Below are 21553 nucleotides of genomic sequence, written 5' to 3' on the forward strand. Positions count from 1 at the left end.
TACCCGGTGTACGGTGCTGGGCATGCAGGGCACGGTGGCCACCTACGATCCGGAGACCCGGACCGGCACGCTCCTGCTCGACGACGGCAGCACGGTCACCTTTCCGGCCGCCGCATTCGACGCCTCCGGCCTGCGGCTTCTCCGGCTGGGCCAACGGGTGCGTCTCGAACACGACGCCGCCGGAACGCTGGTTCGGATAACGCTGCCGACCTTCCAGTGATCCGGTAGGCAAGTTCATTTTCCGTTCACCGCCCCCGGGGAATGATGGGGAGGTGAGCACCCCACCGTCCCGTCGCCCCCAGTCCGAGCGTCAATCGCGATCCCGCTCCACCGAGCACGCCACCGGCTCCGAGGCGGCGGCGGCCGAACCGCGCCGCGCCGCCCTCGGCCGATCCGCCGAATCAGGCCGGGCGACCAGGTCCCGGCCGGCGCGCGCAGCGGACGGCAACGCCACCGGCAAGCTGGCCACCCGACGGAACGCGGCCCCGGCCGGCCAGCCGGACGATCCGACCCCCGACTCCCCCGGGGCCGAACCGGACCAGGCGGCGGATTCGGCTCGTGGGGCGGCCGGTGGGACGGACCGGACGCCGGCCACCGGACCGGACAACCCACTGCGCGGGCGCCGGGGCAGTCCCGCCACCGGGCCGGGCAGTGCCACGCCGGACAGCGGCATACCCGCCCGCTCCGGAGCGGCGATGCCGCCGGCCGACCCCGGTCCGCCGCCGGGACCCGCCGGCCAGGAGCCGATCCCGGCGGAGCCGCTGCCGCCGGACCGGTTCCTGAACCGGGAGCTGTCCTGGCTGGATTTCAACGCCCGGGTGCTGGCCCTGGCCGAGGACCCGGACACCCCGCTGCTGGAACGGGCCAAGTTCCTGGCCATCTTCGCCAACAACCTGGACGAGTTCTACATGGTCCGGGTCGCCGGTATGCAACGCCGGCTCTCGGCCGGGCTACCGGTCCGGGGCGGCGACCAGATGCCGCTGCGTACCCAGCTCCAACTGGTGTCGGAGACCGCCGCCGACCTGGTCGCCCGGCACTCCCGGTGCTTCGTCGACGAGGTGATGCCCAAGCTGGCCGCCGAGAACATCGGCCTGGTCCACTGGGACGACCTGCCCACCCCGGAGCGGCAGCGGCTGCGGACGTACTTCCGGGAGCAGATCTTCCCGGTGCTCACCCCGCTCGCCGTCGACCCGGCGCACCCGTTCCCGTACATCTCCAGCCGGTCGCTCAACCTCGCGGTCGTGGTCCGCGACTCCGACGCCGGTTCGGAACTCTTCGCCCGGGTCAAGGTGCCCAACAACGTGCCGCGGTTCGTCCGGGTCGAGCGGGACGCCCCCGGTAGCCGGTTCCTGCCGCTGGAGGACCTGATCGCGGTCCACCTCGACCAGCTCTTCTCCGGCATGCAGGTGGTCGAGTGCCATCTGTTCCGGATCACCCGCAACGCCGAGGTGGAGGTCGACGAGGACCGGGACGAGGACCTGCTCCAGGCCCTGGAACGGGAGCTGGCGCGGCGCCGGTTCGGCCCACCGGTACGCCTGGAGGTGGCCGCGTCGGTCTCCGACCACGTACTCGACCTGCTGGTCCGGGAACTCGACATGGACAGCCAGGACGTGCTGCGGGTACCGGGGCTGCTCGACCTGTCGTCGCTGTGGCAGGTCTACAACGAGTGCGACCGGCCCGATCTGAAGTATCCGCCGTTCGTGCCGGCCACCCATCCCCGGCTGGTCGAGGGCGAGGTGCCGCGCAGCGTCTTCGCCACCCTGCGCGACGGCGACATCCTGGTGCACCATCCGTACCACTCGTTCTCGACGAGCGTGCAGCGGTTCATCGAGCAGGCCGCCGCCGACCCCAGCGTGCTGGCCATCAAGCAGACCCTCTACCGCACCAGCGGCGACTCGCCGATCGTGGACGCGCTGATCGACGCCGCGGCCGCCGGAAAGCAGGTGGTGGTGCTGGTGGAGATCAAGGCCCGGTTCGACGAGGTGGCCAACATCGGGTGGGCCCGGGTGCTGGAGCGGGCCGGCTGCCACGTGGTCTACGGCCTGGTCGGGCTCAAGACGCACTGCAAGACCGCCCTGGTGGTACGGCAGGAGGGCAACCAGATCCGCCGCTACTGCCACATCGGCACCGGGAACTACCATCCGAAGACCGCCCGGCTCTACGAGGATTTCGGCATGCTCACGGCCGACCCGGAGGTGGGTGCCGACCTCACCGACCTGTTCAACGTGCTGACCGGCTACAGCCGGCAGACCTCGTACCGGCGGCTGCTGGTGGCGCCGCAGGGCATCCGGAGCGGTCTGATCGAGCGGATCGAGCGGGAGGTCGAGCAGGTCGGCCGGGGCGTACCGGGCCTCGTCCAGTTCAAGGTCAACTCGCTGGTGGACGAGGCGATCGTCGACGCGCTCTACCGGGCGTCGCAGGCCGGGGTGCACGTCGACCTGCTGATCCGGGGAATGTGCACGCTCCGGCCCGGCGTACCGGGGCTGTCGGAGAACATCCGGGTGCGCTCGATCCTGGGCCGGTTCCTCGAACACTCCCGGGTGTTCCGGTTCGGCAGCGGCGGCCCGGAGGACGGCGTCGAGTTCTGGATCGGTTCGGCCGACCTGATGCACCGCAACCTCGACCGCCGGGTGGAGGCGCTGGTGCAGGTGGCCGATCCGGTCGCCCGAGCCGAGCTCGACGAGCTGCTGACGCTCTCGCTGGGCGACGGGATCGACGCGTTCGAGCTGGCCGGGGACGGCAGTTGGACCCGCCGTACGGGCAGCCCGGACCGGCCGCTGATCCACCTGCAGGAGGCGCTGCTGCGCCGCTTCTCCGGACACGCCAAGTGATCCGGGTGCCCCGTCGAGGCGGTGGCTGCCCCGGATCGGCGGACTAGGCTTGCCCGATGCTGGAGGAGGAACGCAAGTACGAGGTGGACCAGGAGTTCGTCCTGCCCGATTTGTCCGACGCCGTGCCGGCCGGTGGGCGACTGGTGGAGCTGCCCCCGGTAACGCTCACCGCGACCTACCTCGACACCGCCGACCTGCGCCTGGCTCGGGCCGGTGTCTCGCTGCGCCACCGCCGGGGCGACGCCCTGCCCTGGACGGTCAAGCTGCCCGCGGACAGTCCCGGCGTACGGCACGAGATCTCCCGCGAGGGCCGGCCGAAGGCCCCGCCGGCCGACCTCGTCGCGCTGGTCACCGCATACTCCCGAGGAGTGGACCTGACCCCGGCGGCAGTGGTCCAGACGGTCCGCCGGGCGTACGAGGTGCGCGACGACGCCGACCGGGTGCTGGTGGAACTCGCCGACGACGCGGTGTCGGTGCTGGACGGCAAGCGGGTCCGGGCCACGTTCCGCGAGATCGAGGTGGAGCGCAAGCGCGGCGAACGGGAGCTGCTCGACCGGGTGGAGTCGGTACTGACCGGCGCCGGTGCCCGGGCCGGTGGCTTCACCCCGAAGCACGTCCGGGCCCTCGGCGCGGCGGCCGAGGGCGAGCCCGAGCTGGTCGCCCCGGGCGAACTTCCCGCCGAGCCGAGCGCCGGAGACGTGGTGGTCGCCGCGATCCGTCGCAGCACGGGGCGGTTGCTCGGGCACGATCCACTGGTCCGGCTGCGGGCACCGGTCGGTGACGACGACACCGCCGTACACCAGATGCGGGTCGGCTGTCGGCGGCTCCGCAGCGACCTGCGGACGTTCGGGCCACTGGTCCGCAAGCCCTGGGCCAAGCCGCTGCGGGACGAGTTGAAGTGGCTCGCCGGGGTACTCGGGCAGGCCCGGGACGCCGAGGTGCTGCGGGCCCGACTGTCGCGTACGGCGGCGGCCGATCCGCTCAGCCCGCTCGACCCGGCGGCGGTGGCCCGGATCGACCAGGTGCTGACCACCCGGCACGAGGCGGCGCTGGCCGCCGTCGACGAGGCACTCGGCTCGGCGCGCTACCTCGCCCTGGTCGAGGCACTGGTGGACGCCGCCCGGACGCCGCAGTTGACCGGCCGGGCCGGGCGACCGGCGACCGAGGTCCTGCCCCGGCTGGTGGCCCGGCCGTGGCACCGGCTGACCGACGGCGACGACGAGGTCGACGGCGCCGCCGATCTCGACCCGGGGGCGCCGGACGAGCGCTGGCACGCGGTACGGATCAACGGCAAGCGGGCCCGGTACGCCGTCGACGCCGTCGCCGGAGTACTCGGCGGCGAGGCGGCGAAGCTCGCCCGCGCGCTGGCGAAGGTGCAGGACCTGCTCGGTGAGCACCAGGACGCGGCGGTCGCCGCGCAGACCTGGCTGTCGATCGCGGAACTGGAGCGGGACGACCACGCCACGGCGGTCACCGCCGGGCGGCTCTACGAACGGGAGCGGGCCAGCGTGCACGCCGTTCGGGCCGCCTTCCCCGACGCCTGGGGCCGGGCGGCACGCAAACGCCGGACGGCATGGCTGCGATGATCCCGGTACGGGCAGCGGGCGGCGTGGTCTGGCGGCCCTCCGGCGACGCCGTGGAGGTGTGTGTCGTACACCGGCCCCGGTACGACGACTGGTCGCTGCCCAAGGGCAAGCTGGATCCGGGGGAACATCCGCTGACCGCCGCCGTACGCGAGGTCGCCGAGGAGGCCGACGTACGCGGGGTACCGCAGGTACGGCTGCCGCCGGTGCACTACCTGATGCGGGACGGTGCGCCGAAGGTGGTCGAGTTCTGGTCGATGCGGGTGGCCGACACCGGGGGCTTCCAGCCGCAGACCGAGGTCGACGACGTGCGCTGGCTGCCGCTGGGTGAAGCCACCCGGCTGCTCAGCTATCCGCACGACGTACGGGTGCTCGGTGACTTCGCCGCCCTGCCACCGGTGACCGCGATGGTGGGGCTTGTCCGGCACGCGCCGGCCGGGAAACGGGGCACCTGGTCCGGGCCGGACACCGCTCGCCCGCTGGACAGCGCCGGCCGGGCACAGGCCCGCGCCATGGCGGAACTCCTCGCGCTCATCCGTCCGGTACGCCTGCTCTCGGCGGCGCCCCGGCGGTGCGTACAGACGCTCCAGCCCCTGGCCGAGTTGCTCGACCGGCCGGTCGAGGTCGATTCCGCCTTCGACGAACCGGCACCGGGCCAGGACGCGGCGGAGAACGCGCTCGCCGCCGCCGGTGCGCTGCTCGACCTCGCCCGAAACGGCGGCCCGACGGTGGTGTGCAGTCAGGGCAAGGTGATTCCGAAGGCGTTGGCCCGGCTGGCCGACCCGGTGGATCCGGCCGAGCCGCCGCGGGACTTCCGGACCGGGAAGGGCACCGGCTGGCTACTCGCGTTCGCCGCCGACCGGTTGGTCGCCGCCAGCCGGCTGGACGGCGCGGACCGGCTGGACGGCACGGACCGGTTCGCCACCCCGGACTCCTGACCTGCGTAGCAACGTCCCTGCGGGGACAGCTGCCCGGAAGGTAACCGCGCACAAGGGCAAGGGGGTTCCGGGCCGTCCAGGGGCCGCTCAGGGCCCCTAGAACCCCCTTCGCGGTAGGACTATCGGCGCCGACGGACCCCTCGACCGGCACCAGGGGCGGTCCCGGACAGCACGAAGGGCGCCTCCGACAAGCCGGAGACGCCCTCGCGGTGCCCAAGTCAGCGCTTCGCGGCCTTCTTGGCCGGAGCCTTCTTGGCGGTGGTCTTCTTCGCCGCCGTTGCGCGGGTGGAAGTGCTCTTGGCTGCCGTCGTCTTCTTCGCCGCCGTCGTCTTCTTGGCCGTGGTGGCCTTCTTGACGCCGGTGGCCTTCTTCGCCGGAGCCGTCTTCTTGCCCGCCGCGGCCTTGGTGGCGGTCGCCTTTGCCGGCGCCGCCTTCTTGGTCGCGGTCTTCTTCGCGACGGTCGACTTCGCCGTCGTGGCCGTGGCGGTCTTCTTCGCCGCGACCGTGTTCTTCGGAGCCTTGCCGCTGGCGACCATCTCCTTGAACCCGGCTCCCGGCCGGAAGGCCGGAACCGATGTCTTCTTCACCTTCACCGACTCGCCGGTGCGAGGGTTGCGGGCTGTTCGAGCACCGCGCACGCGCTTTTCGAACACCCCGAACCCGGTGATGGCCACCCGATCCCCCTTGGTGACCGCCGCCTGGACCTCCGCGAGGACCGCGTCGAGCGCCGACGTCGCCGCCTTCCGGTCACCCAGACGCGCGGCAAGAGCCTCGATGAGCTCGGCCTTGTTCACGACTTCCCTCCCAATGTGCAACTGGACTCAACGCGAGCCATTCTGCGCGCACGGTATGCCCTGTGCCACCGGGACACAAACATCTGCTCGAAAAAACCCATTGTGTCGCAACGGATTCGCCCCCGCCGGGCGAACCGACGGGGGCGAAAACGACTGTGTGGTCGAGCGTTCGGCCTATGCCACCACGGGCCGGAAGGGTGAGCGCCGCCCCTCGTACGTGGTGATGTCCGCCTCATGCCGGAGGGTCAGTCCAATGTCGTCCAAGCCCTCCATGAGCCGCCAACGGCTGAAATCGTCGAGCGGGAAGGACCAGGTCTCGTCACCGGCCCGGACCTCCCGGGCGGTCAGATCAACGTCGATCCGCGCCGTCGGGTCGGACTCCACCAACGCCCACAATGCCTCGACGGCCTTCAATTCCAGCTCCACCGGCAGGAGACCTTCCTTGAGGGAGTTCCCCCGGAAGATGTCACCGAAGCGGGGGGCGATGACGACCCGGAACCCCCAGTCCCGGAGAGCCCAGACCGCGTGCTCTCGGGACGACCCCGTGCCGAACTCCGGGCCGGCCACCAGAATCGACGCACCGGAATATGAGGAATCGTTGAGAACGAATGCCGGGTCTTCCCGCCAGGCACTGAAGAGACCGTCCTCGAAGCCCGTCCGGGTCACCCGCTTGAGGTACACGGCGGGGATGATCTGATCGGTATCCACGTTGGACCGGCGCAGCGGAACCGCCGTACCGGTGTGCACGGTGAACTTGTCCATGTCAGCTCAGCCCTTCACAGGTCGGCGGGAGCGGCCAGTCGGCCGACCACGGCGGTGGCCGCGGCGACCGGTGGCGAGACCAGGTGGGTACGACCACCCCGGCCCTGCCGGCCCTCGAAGTTACGGTTGGAGGTCGAGGCCGAGCGCTGGCCCGGCTTGAGGGTGTCCGGGTTCATGCCGAGGCACATCGAGCAGCCGGCGAACCGCCACTCCGCACCCGCCGCCGTGAAGACCTGGTCCAGGCCCTCGTGCTCGGCCGCCTCGCGGACCGCGGCGGAACCCGGCACGACCAGCATCCGCACCCCGTCGGCCACCTTGTGCCCGCGCAGGACGTCGGCGGCGGCCCGCAGGTCCTCCAGCCGGCCGTTGGTGCACGAGCCGACGAAGACCACGTCCACCGGAACGTCCCGCATCCGGGTACCGGGCTTGAGGTCCATGTACTCCAGGGCCCGCCGCGCCGCCGTCTGCTCGGCGTCGGTGACGAACTCCTCGGGATCCGGCACGGACGCGTTCAGCGCCGTGCCCTGCCCCGGGTTGGTGCCCCAGGTGACGAACGGGCTGATCCGGCTCGCGTCCAGCACCACCTCGCTGTCGAACGTCGCGCCCGGGTCGGTGGGCAGCGTCCGCCAGTACTCCAGCGCCGCGTCCCAGTCCGCGCCCTGCGGGGCGTTCGGGCGGCCCTTGAGGTAGGCGAAGGTGGTCTCGTCGGGCGCGATCATGCCGGCCTTCGCGCCCCACTCGATGGACATGTTGGCGATGGTCATCCGGCCCTCCATGGAGAGCTGGCTGATCGCCTCGCCCCGGTACTCCACGATGTGGCCGCGACCGCCGCCGGTGCCCACCTGGGCGATCAGCGCCAGGACCAGGTCCTTGGCGGTGACCCCTGGGGCCAGCTCACCGGTCACCGTGACCGCCATCGTCCTGGGGCGGCTCTGCGGCAGGGTCTGGGTCGCGAGAACGTGTTCGACCTCACTGGTCCCGATGCCGAACGCCAGGGCGCCGAACGCGCCGTGCGTGGCCGTGTGTGAGTCGCCGCACACGATGGTCAGGCCGGGCTGGGTCAGCCCGAGTTGTGGCCCGATCACGTGCACGATGCCCTGGTTCTCGTCACCGAGCGGGTGCAGCCGGAGACCGAACTCCGCGCAGTTGCGGCGGAGCGTCTCGATCTGGGTCCGGGAGGTCGGGTCGGCGATGGTGAGCAGGTCACCTCGCCGGGACCGGAACGCGGGATCGTCGTACCCGGTCGGGGTGTTGTGGTCCTCGGTCGCGAGCGTGAGGTCCGGTCTACGGACCCGACGACCGGCCATCCGCAGGCCGTCGAACGCCTGCGGACTGGTGACCTCGTGTAGCAGGTGCAGGTCGATATAGAGCAGATCCGGCTCACCGTCAGCGGATCGCACCACGTGAGCATCCCAGACCTTCTCGGCCAAGGTCCTGGGCGAGGACGGCTCTGGAGTGACTCCCACCATCTGGACATCCTAAATTCTGGGAGGTAGGTTTCGGCTTGTGGGACACAGTATGAGCGGTGTCGGCGTTCTCGACAAGGCGGTGGTCATCCTCGCCGCCTGCGTCGACGGCGCCAGCCTGGCCGAACTCGTCGATCGCACCAAGCTGCCCAGGGCCACCGCGCATCGCCTGGCGCAGGCCCTGGAGATCCATCGGATGCTGGTCCGGGACACCCAGGGGCGCTGGCGCCCCGGGCCGCGCCTGGGCGAGCTGGCGAACGCCGCCCCGGACGTACTGCTGACCGCGGCCGAGCCGCTGCTCTCCGCGCTCCGGGACGCGACAGGCGAGAGCGCCCAGCTCTACCTCCGCCGGGCCGACGAGCGGATCTGCGTGGCCGCCGCCGAGCGGGCCAGCGGACTGCGCGACACCGTGCCGGTCGGGTCGGTACTGCCGATGACCGCCGGCTCGGCAGCCCAGATCCTGCTCGCCTGGGAACCGCCGGAGGCGGTCATGCCGCTCCTCCCCCGGTGCAAGTTCACCGGCCGCACCCTGGCCGAGGTACGCCGCCGCGGCTGGGCCCAGAGCGTCGCCGAACGCGAGGCCGGGGTGGCCAGCGTCTCAGCCCCGATCCGCGACCGCACCGGCCGCGTCATCGCGGCGATCAGCATCTCCGGCCCGATCGAGCGGCTGGGCCGCCGCCCCGGCGATCGCCACGCGATGGCCGTCGTCCGAGCCGGCCAACGCCTCAGCGGCCTGTAGCGGATGTAAGGAAGGGCCCCTTCTTATCGGATTTTGTAGAAGAAGGGCCCCTTCCTAACCACTGCGCGGCTACGGCTCACCGAGCCGGGGGCGCAGCGGCAAATAGCTCATTTCGTCCGCCGCACCGCGTCTGATGTGCGATGCTCGACCCATAAGCGGTGCGAACAGACCGCGAAGCGGCGCGACAGACCGCGTGCCGCTTGCGGCAGTCCGCGAAGCGGTACGACGCAAGGGTTACGCCGCAACGGGGCCCGTGCCGTAGGGCCCGTGCCCGTACCGCCGGTGCGCTCGCATTCCCGGCGCAACGGAAACGGCCCGCGCCACCAGTGGTGACACAGGCCGTCAGATGTAGCCCCGACGGGATTCGAACCCGCGCTACCGCCTTGAGAGGGCGGCGTCCTAGGCCGCTAGACGACGGGGCCAGAACTTCCGTTTGTTGACCTTGCGATCAACGCTGCTGAACTCTACCAGAGACCAGCTACCGGCACCCTTTCGGGCATCGGTGGCTGGGGTACCAGGACTCGAACCTAGACTAACTGAACCAGAATCAGTTGGGCTGCCAATTACCCCATACCCCATCGGTGCTCATCGCACCGAGAGCGAACTTTACCGGACCCGGTGGTGGAGGCCAAATCGGGTCGGTACCGGACGCTGGCCCCGCACCCTCCCGACCCCACGCCCTAATCCAGGGCCACCACAGGGTTCGACAGATCGCCGATCCCTCCGACGCGCACCGTCACGATATCCCCGTCGACGATCGGACTAACCCCCGCCGGAGTGCCGGTCAGCACCACGTCGCCGGGGAGCAGCGTCATCACGTGTGAGATGTAGGACACCAGGGTCGGTACGTCGAAGACCATGTCCCTGGTCCGACCGAGCTGGCGTACCTCCATCTCCTCGGCGGCGCGGCCCACCTCGCAGCGGACCTCGACGTCGCTGACGTCGATTCCGGTCGAGATCCACGGGCCGAGCGGGCAGAACGAGTCGAAGCCCTTGGCCCGGGTCCACTGACCGTCCGACCGCTGGAGATCCCGGGCGGTCACGTCGTTCGCGCAGGTGTAGCCGAAGATCGCCTGCGCGGCGGTGGCCCGGTCGGCCCGGCGTACGCCCGGCGGCCCGATCACCACGGCCAGTTCGGCCTCGTGCTCGATCTGCTTCGACTGGGTCGGCAGCCGGATCGCGTCCCGTGGCCCGATAACCGAGGTGGACGGCTTGAGAAACAGCAGCGGCTCGGCGGGCACCTCGTTACCGAGTTCGGCGGCGTGCTCGACGTAGTTACGCCCGACGCACACCACCTTGCTCGGCAGGATCGGGGAGAGCAGGCGGACGTCCGCCAGCGCCCATCGGGCCGTGGTGAAACGGATCTCGCCGAACGGATGGCCCTCGATCTCGGCCACCGTCAGGCCCTCGGGGCCAGCCTCGGGATCACCCTCGACCACGCCGAACGACATTCCCTTTGCATGAGCGAAACGAGCGATACGCACCCGGCCAATCTATCCCCACCAGCGGCCAGGGCCGATGTCGCACCGGGCGGCGCACGATACCGCAGCTTCCGGCTCCCGGGCAGCGGTTCGATCCTTCGCCGCCGGCCGGCGCCGGGACCGGCCTAGCGTCGGATCGGGAGGACTCTTCGTGATGCCTGCATCGACCCGACTACGTACGGCAGGGGCGGTGATCGGGGGTTGCCTGTTGGCCGCCGCCGCACCCGGCGTCCCCGCCCGAGCGGCCGATCCGCTGATCACGGTCGCGATGACCAGTTCCGGAAGCGCGTCGCCCCACTACGAGATCCAGGTGCGCAACGCCACCGACGGCATGGTCAGGACGACCGTCCGGCAGGACCTGCCACCCGGGACCACCCCGGCGATGATCAGCCAGGGTGGGCAGCTGGTTCCCGCCGGTGGGCAGCCCGGTCAGACCGGCCCGGAGGTGGTCTGGCAGGTGCAGTTGGGCGCCCGGACCACCGCACGGCTGACCACCACCCTCGCGCCGCCGCCCGCCGGGACGAACGTCACCGCGCCGGCCTGCGCCTTCGTCGCCAACGGCAACATGCCGTACGACTGCGCGAGCGCGACCTGGGACCCGGCGAAGGCCGGCGCCGCTGGCGGTGGTGGATCCGGTACCGGCAATTCGGTACGGGCCGAGCCGGCCGCTTCCCCGCCGTGGTGGCGCAGCACGCTGATGCTCGGCATCGCGATTGTGGTGGTGATCCTGCTCGCCGGGGCTGCCGGTCTGATCTGGTCCCGCCGGTTACGACGTCGACGGGCGGCTGGCGAGGTGAACGCCACCCGTCCGGATGGCACCACCGGCCCGACTGGCACCACCGGCCCGAGTGGCGCTGCGGGCCCGAGTAGCGCTGCGGGCCCGAGTAGCGCTGCGGGCCCGAGTAGCGCTGCGGAGAGACGCGCCGCGAAGAAGCGTGCGAAGAAGCACGCGGCGGAGAGGCGAGCCGCGCAGGAGCGCGCCGCCGCTGCCCAGGGCCGGGTGATCCGTAGGTCCGGCAATCCCATCGCCAGGGCCACCGCCCGGGTACGCGGAAACGCCAAGATTCCCGCGCCGGCCAGCGTCCGCCGCGCCACCGGCCATCCCGAGAACGGCGTCCTGGCCGGAAGCGGCGGCGAGCTGTTCACCAATGGTGAACCGGTCGCAAGGGACGACCTGGCCGGTAACGACAACTTCGCCGGTAACGACAGCCTGGCCGGTAACGACAGCCTGGCCGCGAACGCCGAACTGGCTGCCGACGGCGGCCTCTTCGAGGACCGGGAGTTGGCGGAGGAGCGCGACCGGCTCGCGGACGACCGGCTCCGGCCGGACGGCGACGGCGCCGAACTGGTCGACGACGAGGCTGAACTGGTCGACAACGACGGTGCCGAACCGGTCGACGACGGCGGCCTGCTGACGGACGACGGCCTGCTGACGGACGACGGTCTGGGCGAGCACGACCGCGTTCCCGCGCCCGGCGAGCCGGCCGAGCCGGAAGGGCTGGTGGGCATCGCGGGCGGAGCCCGGTACGTCGGCCAGGCGGCGGTACCGCCCCGTACTCCGGTACCTGCCGAGACCGAGCAGGTACCGGAGTACGGGGACGAGCCGGGGGAAGCACCGGAGCAGTACCCGGAAGAGGTGTCCCCGGCCGTCGGTCGGGCCCGGCCCAGCCCGCATCCGGCCACGGCGTACCGGCCACCACGGCGGCGGGCGAAGCCACCGGCCTGGCTGGCTGTCGGGGTCGCCCTGCTGCTGGCCGTGGCCTTCGCCACGATCACCGCGTGGATCGGATCGAGCCAGGTGAGCGCGATCAGCTCCGGCCGGCAGCCGTCCAGCGGGGCATGGGTCGGCAAGACCGTGGCCGGCCCGGTCGGTACGAGCCTGCGGGAGAGCGCCTTCGAGTTCACCGTGTACCGGTTGCTCTGCCCACCGGCACCGGCGGGATGCCAGGCGATCGTCGGCGTACGCAACCTGACCGACCGGAGCCAGCAGTGGCACGGCACGCTGCAACGGGCGTACCTGCCCACGGGCGACTGGGTCGGCGCGGACGTACCGGCCACCCAGACGGCCAACGCCGGCAAGGATCCGTTCGCCGACCCTGTACCGGCGGGTGAACGCATGCTCCTTCCGCTGGTTTTCGCCCCGGCCGGGCCAGCCCCACCGACCCGGATCGAGCTGCGCAGTGCGGTCTTCTCGGCCGGGGTCAGCGTCGACGTACCGCACTGACCCGGGCTGGCCGGCACCCTGCCGCCGGGGCGCGGGTCAGGGCTGGTCGTACCCTGGATCGGTGACCGCCGCCCGCACCCGGACCGCCGTGCCCGACACGGCCGACACGGCCGACCGACGTGCCCGGCGGGCGACGGACGACCGGGGTGCCCGGCCGTGACCAGCCTGCCCCCGACGATCCTGCCCGCGACGATCTGGCGTGGCCTCGCCGAGGCCCACGAGGAACGCGCTGATTTCCTCACCTCGGGACACCGGGCCCGGAAGGCATCGGGGGAACGCCACGCGATCGACGACTTCCTCTACGACTACTACGGCACCAGGCCGGCGCAGTTGCGGCGCTGGCACCCCGGAGTGGGCACCGGGCTGGAACCTGGTCCAGCCGGCGCCGCGCCACACGAGCAGTGGCGCTGGTACGCCGCCGACGCCGACGGGGTCGTACGGCTCGACGTGACGGCCTACCTGGCGGACAGATCCGAGTCGGTGCGCTTCATCCATCGACTGTTGACCGCGATCGCGTCGCGCCCGGCCTTCACCGGCTGCCTGGGGTTGCACGAGTGGGCGATGGTGTACCGCCAGCGTGAGCATCGGCACCCCCTTCCGCTGCGACTCGGGCAGGACGGCACCGACGCCGTGGTCGAGTCTTTCCAGATCCGGTGTACGCATTTCGACGCGTTCCGGTTCTTCACCCCGGAGGCGGTAGGTCTCAACCGCCTTCAACCCACCCGGGCGACCCAGGTGGACCTGGACCAGCCGGGCTGCCTGCACGCCTCGATGGACTGCCACAAGTGGGCGACCAAGCTCGGCCCCGCGGTTCCCGGAGACCTGGCGCTCGACTGCTTCGAACTGGCCCGGGACATCCGCCTGCTCGACATGCGGGCGTCCCCGTACGACCTCTCCTCGTACGGACAGTCGGCGGTCGCCATCGAAACCCCGGAGGGCAGGGCCGAGTACGTGGCCCGGCAACGCGAGTTCTCGCACCGCGCCGGTGAGCTGCGCGCCCGGCTGATCTCCGTCTGCGCAGCCCTGCTCGACGTCTCCACGCCGGGCCGGTTGGCCGTCCCCTCGGCCGTGGTGGAATCCTCGGTGGCGTGAACCCGAGATCCGCCCTGTCCACGGCCGTTGACCAGCTCCGATGTGCTCCGGCGAGAACGATCCGCCGCTTCGGCCCGCTGCTTCGCGGAGGTGCCCTACTCGGCGGAAGTGCCCTACTTCGCGGAAGTGCTCTACTTCGCGGAAGTGTCCTGCTCGGTGGGATCGCTCTGCTCGCCGCCTGCACCAGCCCCGCCCCGGTCCCACCCCCACCTGTTCCGTCTCCGAGCAGCACGGCTGCCGCCTGCCCGGAATCGGGAGTCGCGATCACCGTCGGCGAGGTGGACGGCGCGATGGGCCTGCGGGCGCTCGGCATCCTGCTCACCAACTGCGGCACCCACGACTACACCGCGAACGGCTTTCCGGTGGTCCGGGTGCTGGACGCGGACCGGCAGCCACTCGACATCACGGTCGGCAACGGCTCGTCCCCGGTCAGCGCGCCGGACAGCTTCGACGCTCCGCCCCGGCCGGTGACGCTGCGGCCCGGCGAGCAGGTGCGGGCGCGGGTCCTGTGGCGCAACACGCTGACGGAGTCGACGGTGCCGGCAGCCGAGGGCGAGTATCTGGAGATCGCCCCGGCCGCGGGGGAGGCGCCCCAGATCGTCGCGCCACGGGGCGGAATCGACCTCGGCAACACCGGCCGGCTGGCCGTGAACGCCTGGGCGATCCGCCCCTGACCCTCCCACGGTCACCGGCTACCGACTGCTGTCCACCGTCAACAGGTCGTCGAGTCCGATCCTGTGGAAGAACTCGACCCGGATCCGGTCGGCGACCGTCGAGACGACCTCGCTGCCGTCCCGGGCGGGATCGACGTGCACCCGGAATGGCCGGGCGCCGGCCGGCAGGTCCACCACCCGGACGATGACCTCGGCCACCGCGCCCGGGTCCGCGTCCGGCGGGACCAGGGCGGCGAGCCGCTCCCCGACCTCGGCCATCAGTTGGCCGTACCGGTCCGCGTAGTCGGCCGCCCGGGCCTCGTCGGCCGGCGTGCCCGCGTTGGCGAAGTGGTTGGTGCCCGAGGTGAAGGCGCCGGGGACCACGATCGAGGTGTCGATGCCGAACCGGATCAGCTCCGCGGCGTAGCTGACGGCGAGCGCGTCCATCGCGGCCTTGGCGGCGAAGTACGGGGCGAGGAACGGCGGGGTACCGCCACGGGTGCTGGAGCTGCCCACCCAGAGGAGGAGTCCGCTGCGTTGGGCCCGCAGCAGCGGCAGCGCCGCCCGGTTGACCCGTTGGGTGCCGAGCACGTTGGTGTCGTACACCTCGGCGAGCTGTTCCGGGGTGAACGCCTCGGCCGGGCCGGAAACCATGTGCCCGGCGTTGTGTACGACCACATCCAGCCGACCCTGTTCCCGGATCACCCGGCCGATCGCCGCGTCGGCCGACTCCTGCGAGCTGACGTCCAGTTCCACGGCACGCAGGTCGACGCCGTGCCCGGTGGCGTACCGGTCGAGTTCGGTGACGGCCGCCGCGTTCCGGCCGCTGGTCTGCCGCATTCCCGCGTAGACGGTGTGGCCCGCGTCGGCGAGCGCCCGCGCGCTGAGCGCCCCGAACCCGCTCGAAGCGCCGGTGATGACGATGATCCTGCCCATTGTCGTTCTCCCTAGAACGTTCCTGGTTAGCTGGTTCCGCCGTGGGCGGTCAGATTCCGCCGTGGGCGGTCAGATGATTCCGCCGTTGGCCCGCAGCACCTGGCCGTTGACCCAGTGCCCGGCCGGACCGGCGAGGAAGGCGACCACCTCCGCGATGTCGCTCGGGGTGCCCAGCCGCTCCAGCGGCGGCTGCGCCGCCAGCTGCGCGACCCGCTTCTCGTCGTTGGCCTGAAGGAACAGGTCGGTGACGGTCGGCCCCGGTGCGACCACGTTCACCGTGACGTCGCGGCCCCGCAACTCCCGGGCCAGCACCAGCGTCATCGCCTCCACCGCGCCCTTCGTGGCCGCGTAGGCGCTGTAGCCGGGGAAGGCGAGCCCGACGACCGAGGAGGAGAGGTTGATGATGGCGCCGCCGGGACGCAGCCGCCGTACCGCCTGCTGGTTGACGACGAAGGTGCCCCGGATGTTGGTCCGGTAAAGAGCGTCCAGGACGTCGAGGTCGAGGTCGGCCAGCGGCGCGAGAGGCATCCGACCGGCCGCGTTCACGACCACGTCGACCCCGCCGTACGTCTGCTCGGCGGTGTCGAAGAGAGCGCTGATCGCATTCTCGTCGGCGACGTCGGCGCGTACCGCGATCGCCTGGCCCCCGGCGGCCTCGACCTCCCGCACGGCCGCCTCGGCCTCGGTGGAGTTGCTGGCGTAGTTGACGACGACGGCGTAGCCGTCGGCGGCCAGTCGGGTGGCGACCCGGCGGCCGATGCCGCGCGAGCCTCCGGTAACGACGGCGGTCCGGGGGGTCGGGGTGGTCGGGGTGGCGTCGATGGACATGGTGTTTCTCCTTCGAGGGGATGAGGGCAGCTGTCATCGCCGGACGTCGCCGGTCTGCGACGGCCGTTGGGGTGGTTGGTTAAGAAGGGGCCCTTCTTCTACAGAAAGCGATAAGAAGGGGCCCTTCCTTCGCTTCAGGCGTCGGACAAGCGGGTCAGCCAGTCCAGGAGCAGGGCGGTTTCCGGGGCGGAGAGGGGGCTTGTCGGTGCGGCTCGCAGGAGGGCACCGAGGCTGGCCGCGAGGACGGCCACCTCGCCATCCGGTTGGACGGCCACCTCACCATCCGGTTGGGCGGTACGGGGCGGCTCGTCCGGGGTGGTGACGGCGGTGACGATCGCCTCCCGGACCCGGGCGGAGACCTCGGCGGCGTCGGAGTAGATGGCGGGACGGGTGATGAGCAGCAACGCGACACCGGCGTTGGCGGGCATCACCATCTGGGCGGCCAGTTCCGGGCTGACCCGCAGTCGACCGGCCGCCGCGCAGCGTTCGAGGACCGCCAGCAGCAGCCCGTGTGCCTCCGCCGCGGCGGCGGGCGGGGTCGAGAGCCCGGGCGAGTACATCAGCCGGTAGAAGTTCGGGTTCTCCAGTGCGAAGGCGACGTGGTTGTCCCAGCCGTCCCGTAGGTCCCGTACCGGGTCGTTCGAGGGCTTCGCGGCGCGCTTGCCCGCCAGGTACTGCGCGAATCCGAAGTCCACCACGGCCGACAGCAGGCCCTCCTTGTCGCCGAACTGCCGGTAGAGGACCGGGGCGCCGACGCCGGCGGCCTCGCAGACCGCCCGGGTCGAGACGTCGGCCTCGGGCGAGCTGGCGAGCAGGTCCGCCGCCGCGTGAAGTATCCGTGTTCTCGTATCCACGTTAACGAGGATAACAGCTCTTCTGAATCAGCGCTACAGGCTCGATGTAATCGTCGTTACGCGGCCGACGAGATGACCGGGAATAAGGGATTGACGGAGCGGCCACGCTACGGCTGCCGCCCGACAGGCTGGCGGACATCTTCCTGAGCTTCCTCTTCGGACGGGGCAGGCCAGCCCAGGGGCAGTCGCAGGTCGTCATCGAGGAACTGGTCGACCTGTTCCTGCACGGTGCCCTCGGCAGCGCCCGGACGTCACGATCATGACCCGCCCGGGCCGTTGACTACCCTGGTCGAGTGGATCTCCTAACGGCGCAGAAGCTGTGGCAACCCGAGCCGGGCTGGCTGAACACGGCCAGCTACGGGTTGCCGCCCGAGCCCGCGTGGACGGCACTGCAAGCGGCGCTGACCGACTGGCAGGTCGGCCGTAGGTCCTGGGAGGGGTGGGACGAGTCGACCGTACGGTCCCGGGCCGCCTTCGCCGGCCTGGTCGGCGTACCGGTCTCGGACGTCACCGTCGGCGCGACCGTGTCCCAACTGCTCGCCCCGGTCGGTGCGGCGTTGCCGGCCGGCAGCACCGTGGTCGTACCCGAGGTCGAGTTCACCTCCAACCTCTTCCCCTGGCAGGTGCACGCCGAACGCGGGGTACGGGTCCGCACCGTGCCACTCGACCGGCTCGCCGACTCGGTCGACGCCGACACCGACCTGGTGGCGTTCAGCCTGGTCCAGTCCGCCGACGGCACCGTCGCCCGGTACGACGACGTACTCGCCGCCGCCGAGGCGCACGACGCGCTGGTGGTGGTCGACGCCACCCAGGCCTGCGGCTGGCTCCCGTTCGACGCGAGCCGGGCGGACGTGGTGGCCGTGGGGGCGTACAAGTGGCTGATGGCTCCGCGCGGCGCGGCGTTCGGCTGCCTCAGCCCCCGGATCCGGGACCGGATCACCCCGCTGGCCGCGAACTGGTACGCGGGCGAGGACCCGCACGCGTCGTACTACGGTCCCCCGCTGCGGCTGGCCGGCGACGCTCGCCGGTTCGACATCTCCCCCGCCTGGTTCTGCTTCGTCGGGGCGGCGCCCGCCCTGGAACTGCTCGCCGAGATCGGACTGCCGGCGATCCGGGACCACAACGTCGGGCTGGCCAACCGGTTCCTGACCGGCCTCGGCCAGCCGCCCTCGAACAGCGCGATCGTCACGGTCGACGTACCCGGGGCGGCGGAGAAGCTGGCGTCCGCCGGGGTCCGGGCGGCGGTCCGGGCCGGTCGGGTCCGCGCCTCGTTCCACCTCTACTCCACGGAGTACGACGTGGACCTGGCCCTGGCCGCCCTACTGGGCTGAGCCGGCTACCGGGCGGCGCCCAGCAGGACCAGGCGGGCCCGTCGGACCCTCGACGTCGGCATGACCGCCCTGGATGGATCTGACCAGGAACCGGCAGGACTCGGCGATCTCGTGCCGGATCCCGTGGTCGTCCACGAAGGGATAGGTCCCGACGTACCGGCATCCGGTCTCCTGGTAGCCGAGCCGGAGGTAGAGCGCGGCCGCCCGGGGATTGTCGTCGGCGACGCCGAGGCCGAGTTGGCGGCGCCCACGCTGCCGGGCGATGTTCTCGGCCTCGCGGACGAGGGCGGTGCCGATGCCCCGGGACTGGCGCTCGGGTGGCCAGACGGTCAGCCCGTTCAACTCGGGGCAGCCGGGATAGCGTCTGCGCACCTCGGGATCGTCGCATCCCTGCCAGCGGACCTCGCCCGACCCGACCGGTACGTCGTCGAGGTACACCACCAGGAACGTGCTGATACCGGCCTGGTGGCGTAGGAAGCGCTCCTCGTGATAGCGGTTCCGTCCGGGTGACGGGATGTGCCGTTCCAGGAGTGCGACATCCGGTTCCCGGCACTGCCGGATGATCATCGACTCGGTCCCTCCCCCGGCGGCCTGCCGGTCCCGAGCAGTCGGAGCCCGTCGTGACAGCTACGCCACACTGTCCCAGTCACGCCGGGTGGGAGCAATGCACATATCGGCTACCGTGCTCGGGCCACCCTGGAACGCGTCCGACCGCCCATTGCCTGGGCCGTCATCCGAGCTGTCCTCGAACCCGTTCCAGGTAGGCGAGCAGGTGCCGCATCCGGTCGACCGGCCAGGGCAGGCCGCGGCCGATCTCCTCGCTGTTGTCGTCCCACATCCGCCGCGCCGCCGCCTTCGTCCGCTCGCCGTCCTGGCCGTCGACGTGGAACCGGTTCCCCAGCGCGTCCCAGCGCCCGACCAGGTCCCGTACCCGTGGATCGTCGACCGGCGTCTCGTCCCGTACGTGTCGCAGGAGTTCCTCGACAAGTCCGGCCCATTCGGTCTTGGCCGCCTCGATCGCCGTACCGCCGAGGGCGGCCCTGCGCTGGGCCAACTGCTCCCGCTGTTCCGGCGTGAAGTACGTCTCGAACACGGAGATCATCTCCAAGGTCGTCATGAACTGGTCCGGATCGGGCATCGACGCGCTGTCGATCCGCGCCAGCAACCCACGAAGCTGCTGGGTGAGCCGCTGGACCTGGACGGCGTGCGCCTCCAGGCCGCCCAACTGGGCGGTCAACAGGTCACGCATCGCCACCAGGTCGCCCGTGGGCTCCGCGAGTACGCCCGCGATCTCCTCCAGGGACAGCCCGAGCGACCGCAGCGACCGCACCCGGTACAGCCGCCGCAGATCGCCCTCGGTGTAGCGGCGGTGTCCCGACGCGGTGCGCTCGCCCGCGCTCAGCAGGCCGATCTCGTCGTAGTGCCGCAGGGCGCGCACGGTCATCCCGCTCGCCCGTGCCAACTCGCCGATGCTCCACCGACGTCCGCCGTTCCCGATCACGTCCGCAACGGTAGGACCTCCCGTTACGTCGGGTTCAAGTCCTGGCCGCCGACGTCACTCGCCGTCGCCCCGGCGCAACTGTTTGATCTGGCCGCGTCGTTTCTTCTCGGCCAGCCGCCGTTCCTTCGCCCCCCGGCTCGGCTTCGTCGCGCGCCGGGGCGGGGGCGGGGCCGCCACCGCGTCCCGCAGCAGCGCTGCCAGCCGGGCGCGGGCCGCCTCGCGGTTGGCGAGTTGCGCCCGGTGCTCGCTGGCGGTGACCGTGAGCACGCCGTCGACCAGCCGGCCGGCGAGCCGCTCGCGGGCGCGTTCCCGGAGTCGCTCCGGCAGCGTCGGCGACGAGCCGACGTCGTAGGAGAGTTCCACCCGCGAGTCGGTGGTGTTCACGCCCTGCCCACCCGGTCCGGACGAACGGGAGAACCGCTCCCGCAACTCACCGCCGGGGATCACCAGTCGGTCGGTCACGCGCAGGTCGTCGGCCATCTGTTGAGGTTAGTTCCCATCCGTGCGAAGCCACCGGCCACACCGAACACGACGATCGAACGCCGCCGCCCGCCACCGACCACACGATCGAACGCCGCCGGCCGCCGGGTCTCGGGTACGTACGGTACGGACGGTTCAGCCGCCCTTGCCGATGATGGTGTCCGCAACCTGCTGCGCCTGCTCGATCGGGATGGCGAAGCCGATTCCGATCGAACCGCTGCCGTCGATGGTGGCGATCGCGGTGTTCACCCCGACCACCTCGCCCCGGGCGTTGACCAGCGGGCCGCCGGAGTTGCCCGGGTTGATCGAGGCATCGGTCTGCACCGCGCTGTGCCGGTTGTCGCCCAGCCGGACCTCGCGGTCCAGCGCGCTCACGATTCCGGCGGTGACCGTGCCGGCCAGCCCCAGTGGGGAGCCGACCGCGAGCACCGGCTCACCCACCCGGGTCACGCCGGGCTTCGCCAGCGGCAGCGCCGCCAGTCCGGCCGACGGTGGTACCCGGAGCACCGCGATGTCACTGCTGGAGTCCCGGCCGACGATCCGGGCCGGGAACTGCCGCCCGTCCGAGGTTTCGACCATCACCGCGCCGCCGGACTCCCCGCCGCCGCCCCGGGCCACGATGTGGTCGTTGGTGACGACGTGGTGCATGTCGTCGAGGGCGAATCCGGAGCCACCGGCCGACTTGCCGCCGCCGGCCACCATCACCGAGACGACGCCCGGTACCACCTGCGCCGCCGCGGCCACCAGGTCGGCCGGGACGGCGGCCTGGGCCGCCTTCCCCGACCCCACCGACGACTCCTGGCTGGCCACGTAGCCGCCGGCCAGTCCGCCGGAGCCGATGGAGAGGGCGACCACCGCGAGCGCGGCGAGCAGCGCCCGCCGGCGCCGCGCCGCCCTGGTCGGCGCGAACGGCCCATCGGGTACGCCCGGACCACCGCGCCCGTCCGGTTCGAGATCCGGTGAGATGAACCATGGGCCGCGGGGTTCACCGAGCCCGGTCTGCGTTGCCATAGCTCACTCCTCGTCAGTCCACTCCTCGTCGGATCACGGCAGAAGTCCG

General features: G+C 71.6%; 20 protein-coding genes and 2 tRNA genes. 9 read left to right on the forward strand and 13 right to left on the reverse strand.

Annotation, left to right across the window (positions count from 1 at the left end; translation table 11 throughout):
• The first annotated feature begins 22 nt into the window (after positions 1–22).
• The 4 genes from ACFP2T_RS14825 (at position 23) to ACFP2T_RS14840 (ending at position 5352) form a co-directional block, all read left to right on the forward strand.
• Positions 23–220, forward strand: a complete 198-nt coding sequence (locus ACFP2T_RS14825) for a cold-shock protein (RefSeq protein WP_377421751.1) — start codon at positions 23–25, stop codon at positions 218–220.
• Positions 221–461: 241 nt separating this feature from the next.
• Entirely contained in the window at positions 462–2831 is a 2370-nt protein-coding gene (locus tag ACFP2T_RS14830) for an RNA degradosome polyphosphate kinase (RefSeq protein WP_377422835.1), read from the forward strand.
• Positions 2832–2887: 56 nt separating this feature from the next.
• Positions 2888–4417 carry a CYTH and CHAD domain-containing protein gene (locus ACFP2T_RS14835; protein ID WP_377421752.1) on the forward strand — a complete coding sequence of 510 codons (1530 nt, stop codon included), beginning with the start codon at positions 2888–2890 and terminating at the stop codon, positions 4415–4417.
• Positions 4405–5352 (forward strand): NUDIX hydrolase, encoded by a 948-nt coding sequence (locus ACFP2T_RS14840; RefSeq protein WP_377421754.1) that lies wholly within the window; start codon positions 4405–4407, stop codon positions 5350–5352. The genes ACFP2T_RS14835 and ACFP2T_RS14840 overlap by 13 nt, the downstream gene beginning before the upstream one ends.
• Before the next feature lie 218 nt (positions 5353–5570).
• On the opposite strand, the gene ACFP2T_RS14845 is transcribed toward ACFP2T_RS14840, so the two are convergent.
• From ACFP2T_RS14845 to leuC, 3 genes are all read right to left on the reverse strand, one after another.
• Positions 5571–6146 carry an HU family DNA-binding protein gene (locus ACFP2T_RS14845; protein WP_377421756.1) on the reverse strand — a complete coding sequence of 192 codons (576 nt, stop codon included), beginning with the start codon at positions 6144–6146 and terminating at the stop codon, positions 5571–5573.
• A 174-nt stretch (positions 6147–6320) separates the two neighbouring features.
• Positions 6321–6908 carry a 3-isopropylmalate dehydratase small subunit gene (gene leuD, locus ACFP2T_RS14850; RefSeq protein ID WP_377421758.1) on the reverse strand — a complete coding sequence of 196 codons (588 nt, stop codon included), beginning with the start codon at positions 6906–6908 and terminating at the stop codon, positions 6321–6323.
• 14 nt (positions 6909–6922) lie between these two features.
• Complete coding sequence (gene leuC / locus ACFP2T_RS14855; RefSeq protein ID WP_377421760.1) at positions 6923–8377, reverse strand: 3-isopropylmalate dehydratase large subunit; 1455 nt, start codon at positions 8375–8377, stop codon at positions 6923–6925.
• A gap of 49 nt (positions 8378–8426) precedes the next feature.
• On the opposite strand from leuC, the gene ACFP2T_RS14860 reads away from it, so the two are divergent.
• Positions 8427–9113 (forward strand): IclR family transcriptional regulator, encoded by a 687-nt coding sequence (locus ACFP2T_RS14860; RefSeq protein WP_347653772.1) that lies wholly within the window; start codon positions 8427–8429, stop codon positions 9111–9113.
• Positions 9114–9462: 349 nt separating this feature from the next.
• On the opposite strand, the gene ACFP2T_RS14865 is transcribed toward ACFP2T_RS14860, so the two are convergent.
• The 3 genes from ACFP2T_RS14865 to ACFP2T_RS14875 form a co-directional block, all read right to left on the reverse strand.
• Positions 9463–9535 (reverse strand) — tRNA-Glu (locus ACFP2T_RS14865).
• Between the two features lie 81 nt (positions 9536–9616).
• A tRNA-Gln gene (locus ACFP2T_RS14870) sits at positions 9617–9691 on the reverse strand.
• A 102-nt stretch (positions 9692–9793) separates the two neighbouring features.
• Positions 9794–10597, reverse strand: coding sequence for a fumarylacetoacetate hydrolase family protein (locus ACFP2T_RS14875; RefSeq protein WP_377421762.1), 804 nt, complete (start codon positions 10595–10597; stop codon positions 9794–9796).
• A gap of 151 nt (positions 10598–10748) precedes the next feature.
• On the opposite strand from ACFP2T_RS14875, the gene ACFP2T_RS14880 reads away from it, so the two are divergent.
• The 3 genes from ACFP2T_RS14880 to ACFP2T_RS14890 all read left to right on the forward strand — a co-directional run bounded on the left by ACFP2T_RS14880 (position 10749) and on the right by ACFP2T_RS14890 (position 14584).
• Positions 10749–12818, forward strand: coding sequence for a hypothetical protein (locus tag ACFP2T_RS14880; protein ID WP_377421764.1), 2070 nt, complete (start codon positions 10749–10751; stop codon positions 12816–12818).
• A gap of 156 nt (positions 12819–12974) precedes the next feature.
• Positions 12975–13910, forward strand: a complete 936-nt coding sequence (locus tag ACFP2T_RS14885; RefSeq protein ID WP_377421766.1) for a 3-methyladenine DNA glycosylase — start codon at positions 12975–12977, stop codon at positions 13908–13910.
• Positions 13907–14584, forward strand: coding sequence for a DUF4232 domain-containing protein (locus tag ACFP2T_RS14890; protein ID WP_377421768.1), 678 nt, complete (start codon positions 13907–13909; stop codon positions 14582–14584). The genes ACFP2T_RS14885 and ACFP2T_RS14890 overlap by 4 nt, the downstream gene beginning before the upstream one ends.
• An 18-nt stretch (positions 14585–14602) precedes the next feature.
• Here ACFP2T_RS14890 and ACFP2T_RS14895 read toward each other — a convergent pair whose 3' ends face one another.
• The 3 genes from ACFP2T_RS14895 to ACFP2T_RS14905 all read right to left on the reverse strand — a co-directional run bounded on the left by ACFP2T_RS14895 (position 14603) and on the right by ACFP2T_RS14905 (position 17181).
• Positions 14603–15499, reverse strand: a complete 897-nt coding sequence (locus ACFP2T_RS14895; RefSeq protein ID WP_377421769.1) for an SDR family oxidoreductase — start codon at positions 15497–15499, stop codon at positions 14603–14605.
• A gap of 69 nt (positions 15500–15568) precedes the next feature.
• A complete protein-coding gene (locus ACFP2T_RS14900) occupies positions 15569–16327 on the reverse strand; it encodes an SDR family oxidoreductase (RefSeq protein ID WP_377421771.1) in 759 nt (252 codons plus the stop codon).
• Between the two features lie 134 nt (positions 16328–16461).
• Positions 16462–17181, reverse strand: coding sequence for a TetR/AcrR family transcriptional regulator (locus tag ACFP2T_RS14905; protein ID WP_377421773.1), 720 nt, complete (start codon positions 17179–17181; stop codon positions 16462–16464).
• Between the two features lie 293 nt (positions 17182–17474).
• On the opposite strand from ACFP2T_RS14905, the gene ACFP2T_RS14910 reads away from it, so the two are divergent.
• Positions 17475–18512 carry an aminotransferase class V-fold PLP-dependent enzyme gene (locus ACFP2T_RS14910; protein WP_377421775.1) on the forward strand — a complete coding sequence of 346 codons (1038 nt, stop codon included), beginning with the start codon at positions 17475–17477 and terminating at the stop codon, positions 18510–18512.
• On the opposite strand, the gene ACFP2T_RS14915 is transcribed toward ACFP2T_RS14910, so the two are convergent.
• From ACFP2T_RS14915 to ACFP2T_RS14930, 4 genes are all read right to left on the reverse strand, one after another.
• A complete protein-coding gene (locus ACFP2T_RS14915) occupies positions 18501–19079 on the reverse strand; it encodes a GNAT family N-acetyltransferase (protein WP_377421776.1) in 579 nt (192 codons plus the stop codon). The genes ACFP2T_RS14910 and ACFP2T_RS14915 overlap by 12 nt on opposite strands.
• 163 nt (positions 19080–19242) lie before the next feature.
• The gene (locus ACFP2T_RS14920) at positions 19243–20013 is read right to left on the reverse strand and encodes a MerR family transcriptional regulator (RefSeq protein WP_377421778.1); all 771 of its coding nucleotides are present in this window, start codon (positions 20011–20013) and stop codon (positions 19243–19245) included.
• A gap of 54 nt (positions 20014–20067) precedes the next feature.
• Entirely contained in the window at positions 20068–20493 is a 426-nt protein-coding gene (arfB, locus tag ACFP2T_RS14925) for an alternative ribosome rescue aminoacyl-tRNA hydrolase ArfB (RefSeq protein WP_377421780.1), read from the reverse strand.
• A 135-nt stretch (positions 20494–20628) separates the two neighbouring features.
• Positions 20629–21504: a S1C family serine protease gene (locus tag ACFP2T_RS14930; protein WP_377421782.1), complete on the reverse strand. Its 876-nt coding sequence runs from the start codon at positions 21502–21504 to the stop codon at positions 20629–20631.
• Positions 21505–21553: the final 49 nt, after the last annotated feature.

The sequence above is a fragment of the Plantactinospora solaniradicis genome, from assembly GCF_042658085.1.
Taxonomy (GTDB): domain Bacteria; phylum Actinomycetota; class Actinomycetes; order Mycobacteriales; family Micromonosporaceae; genus Plantactinospora; species Plantactinospora solaniradicis.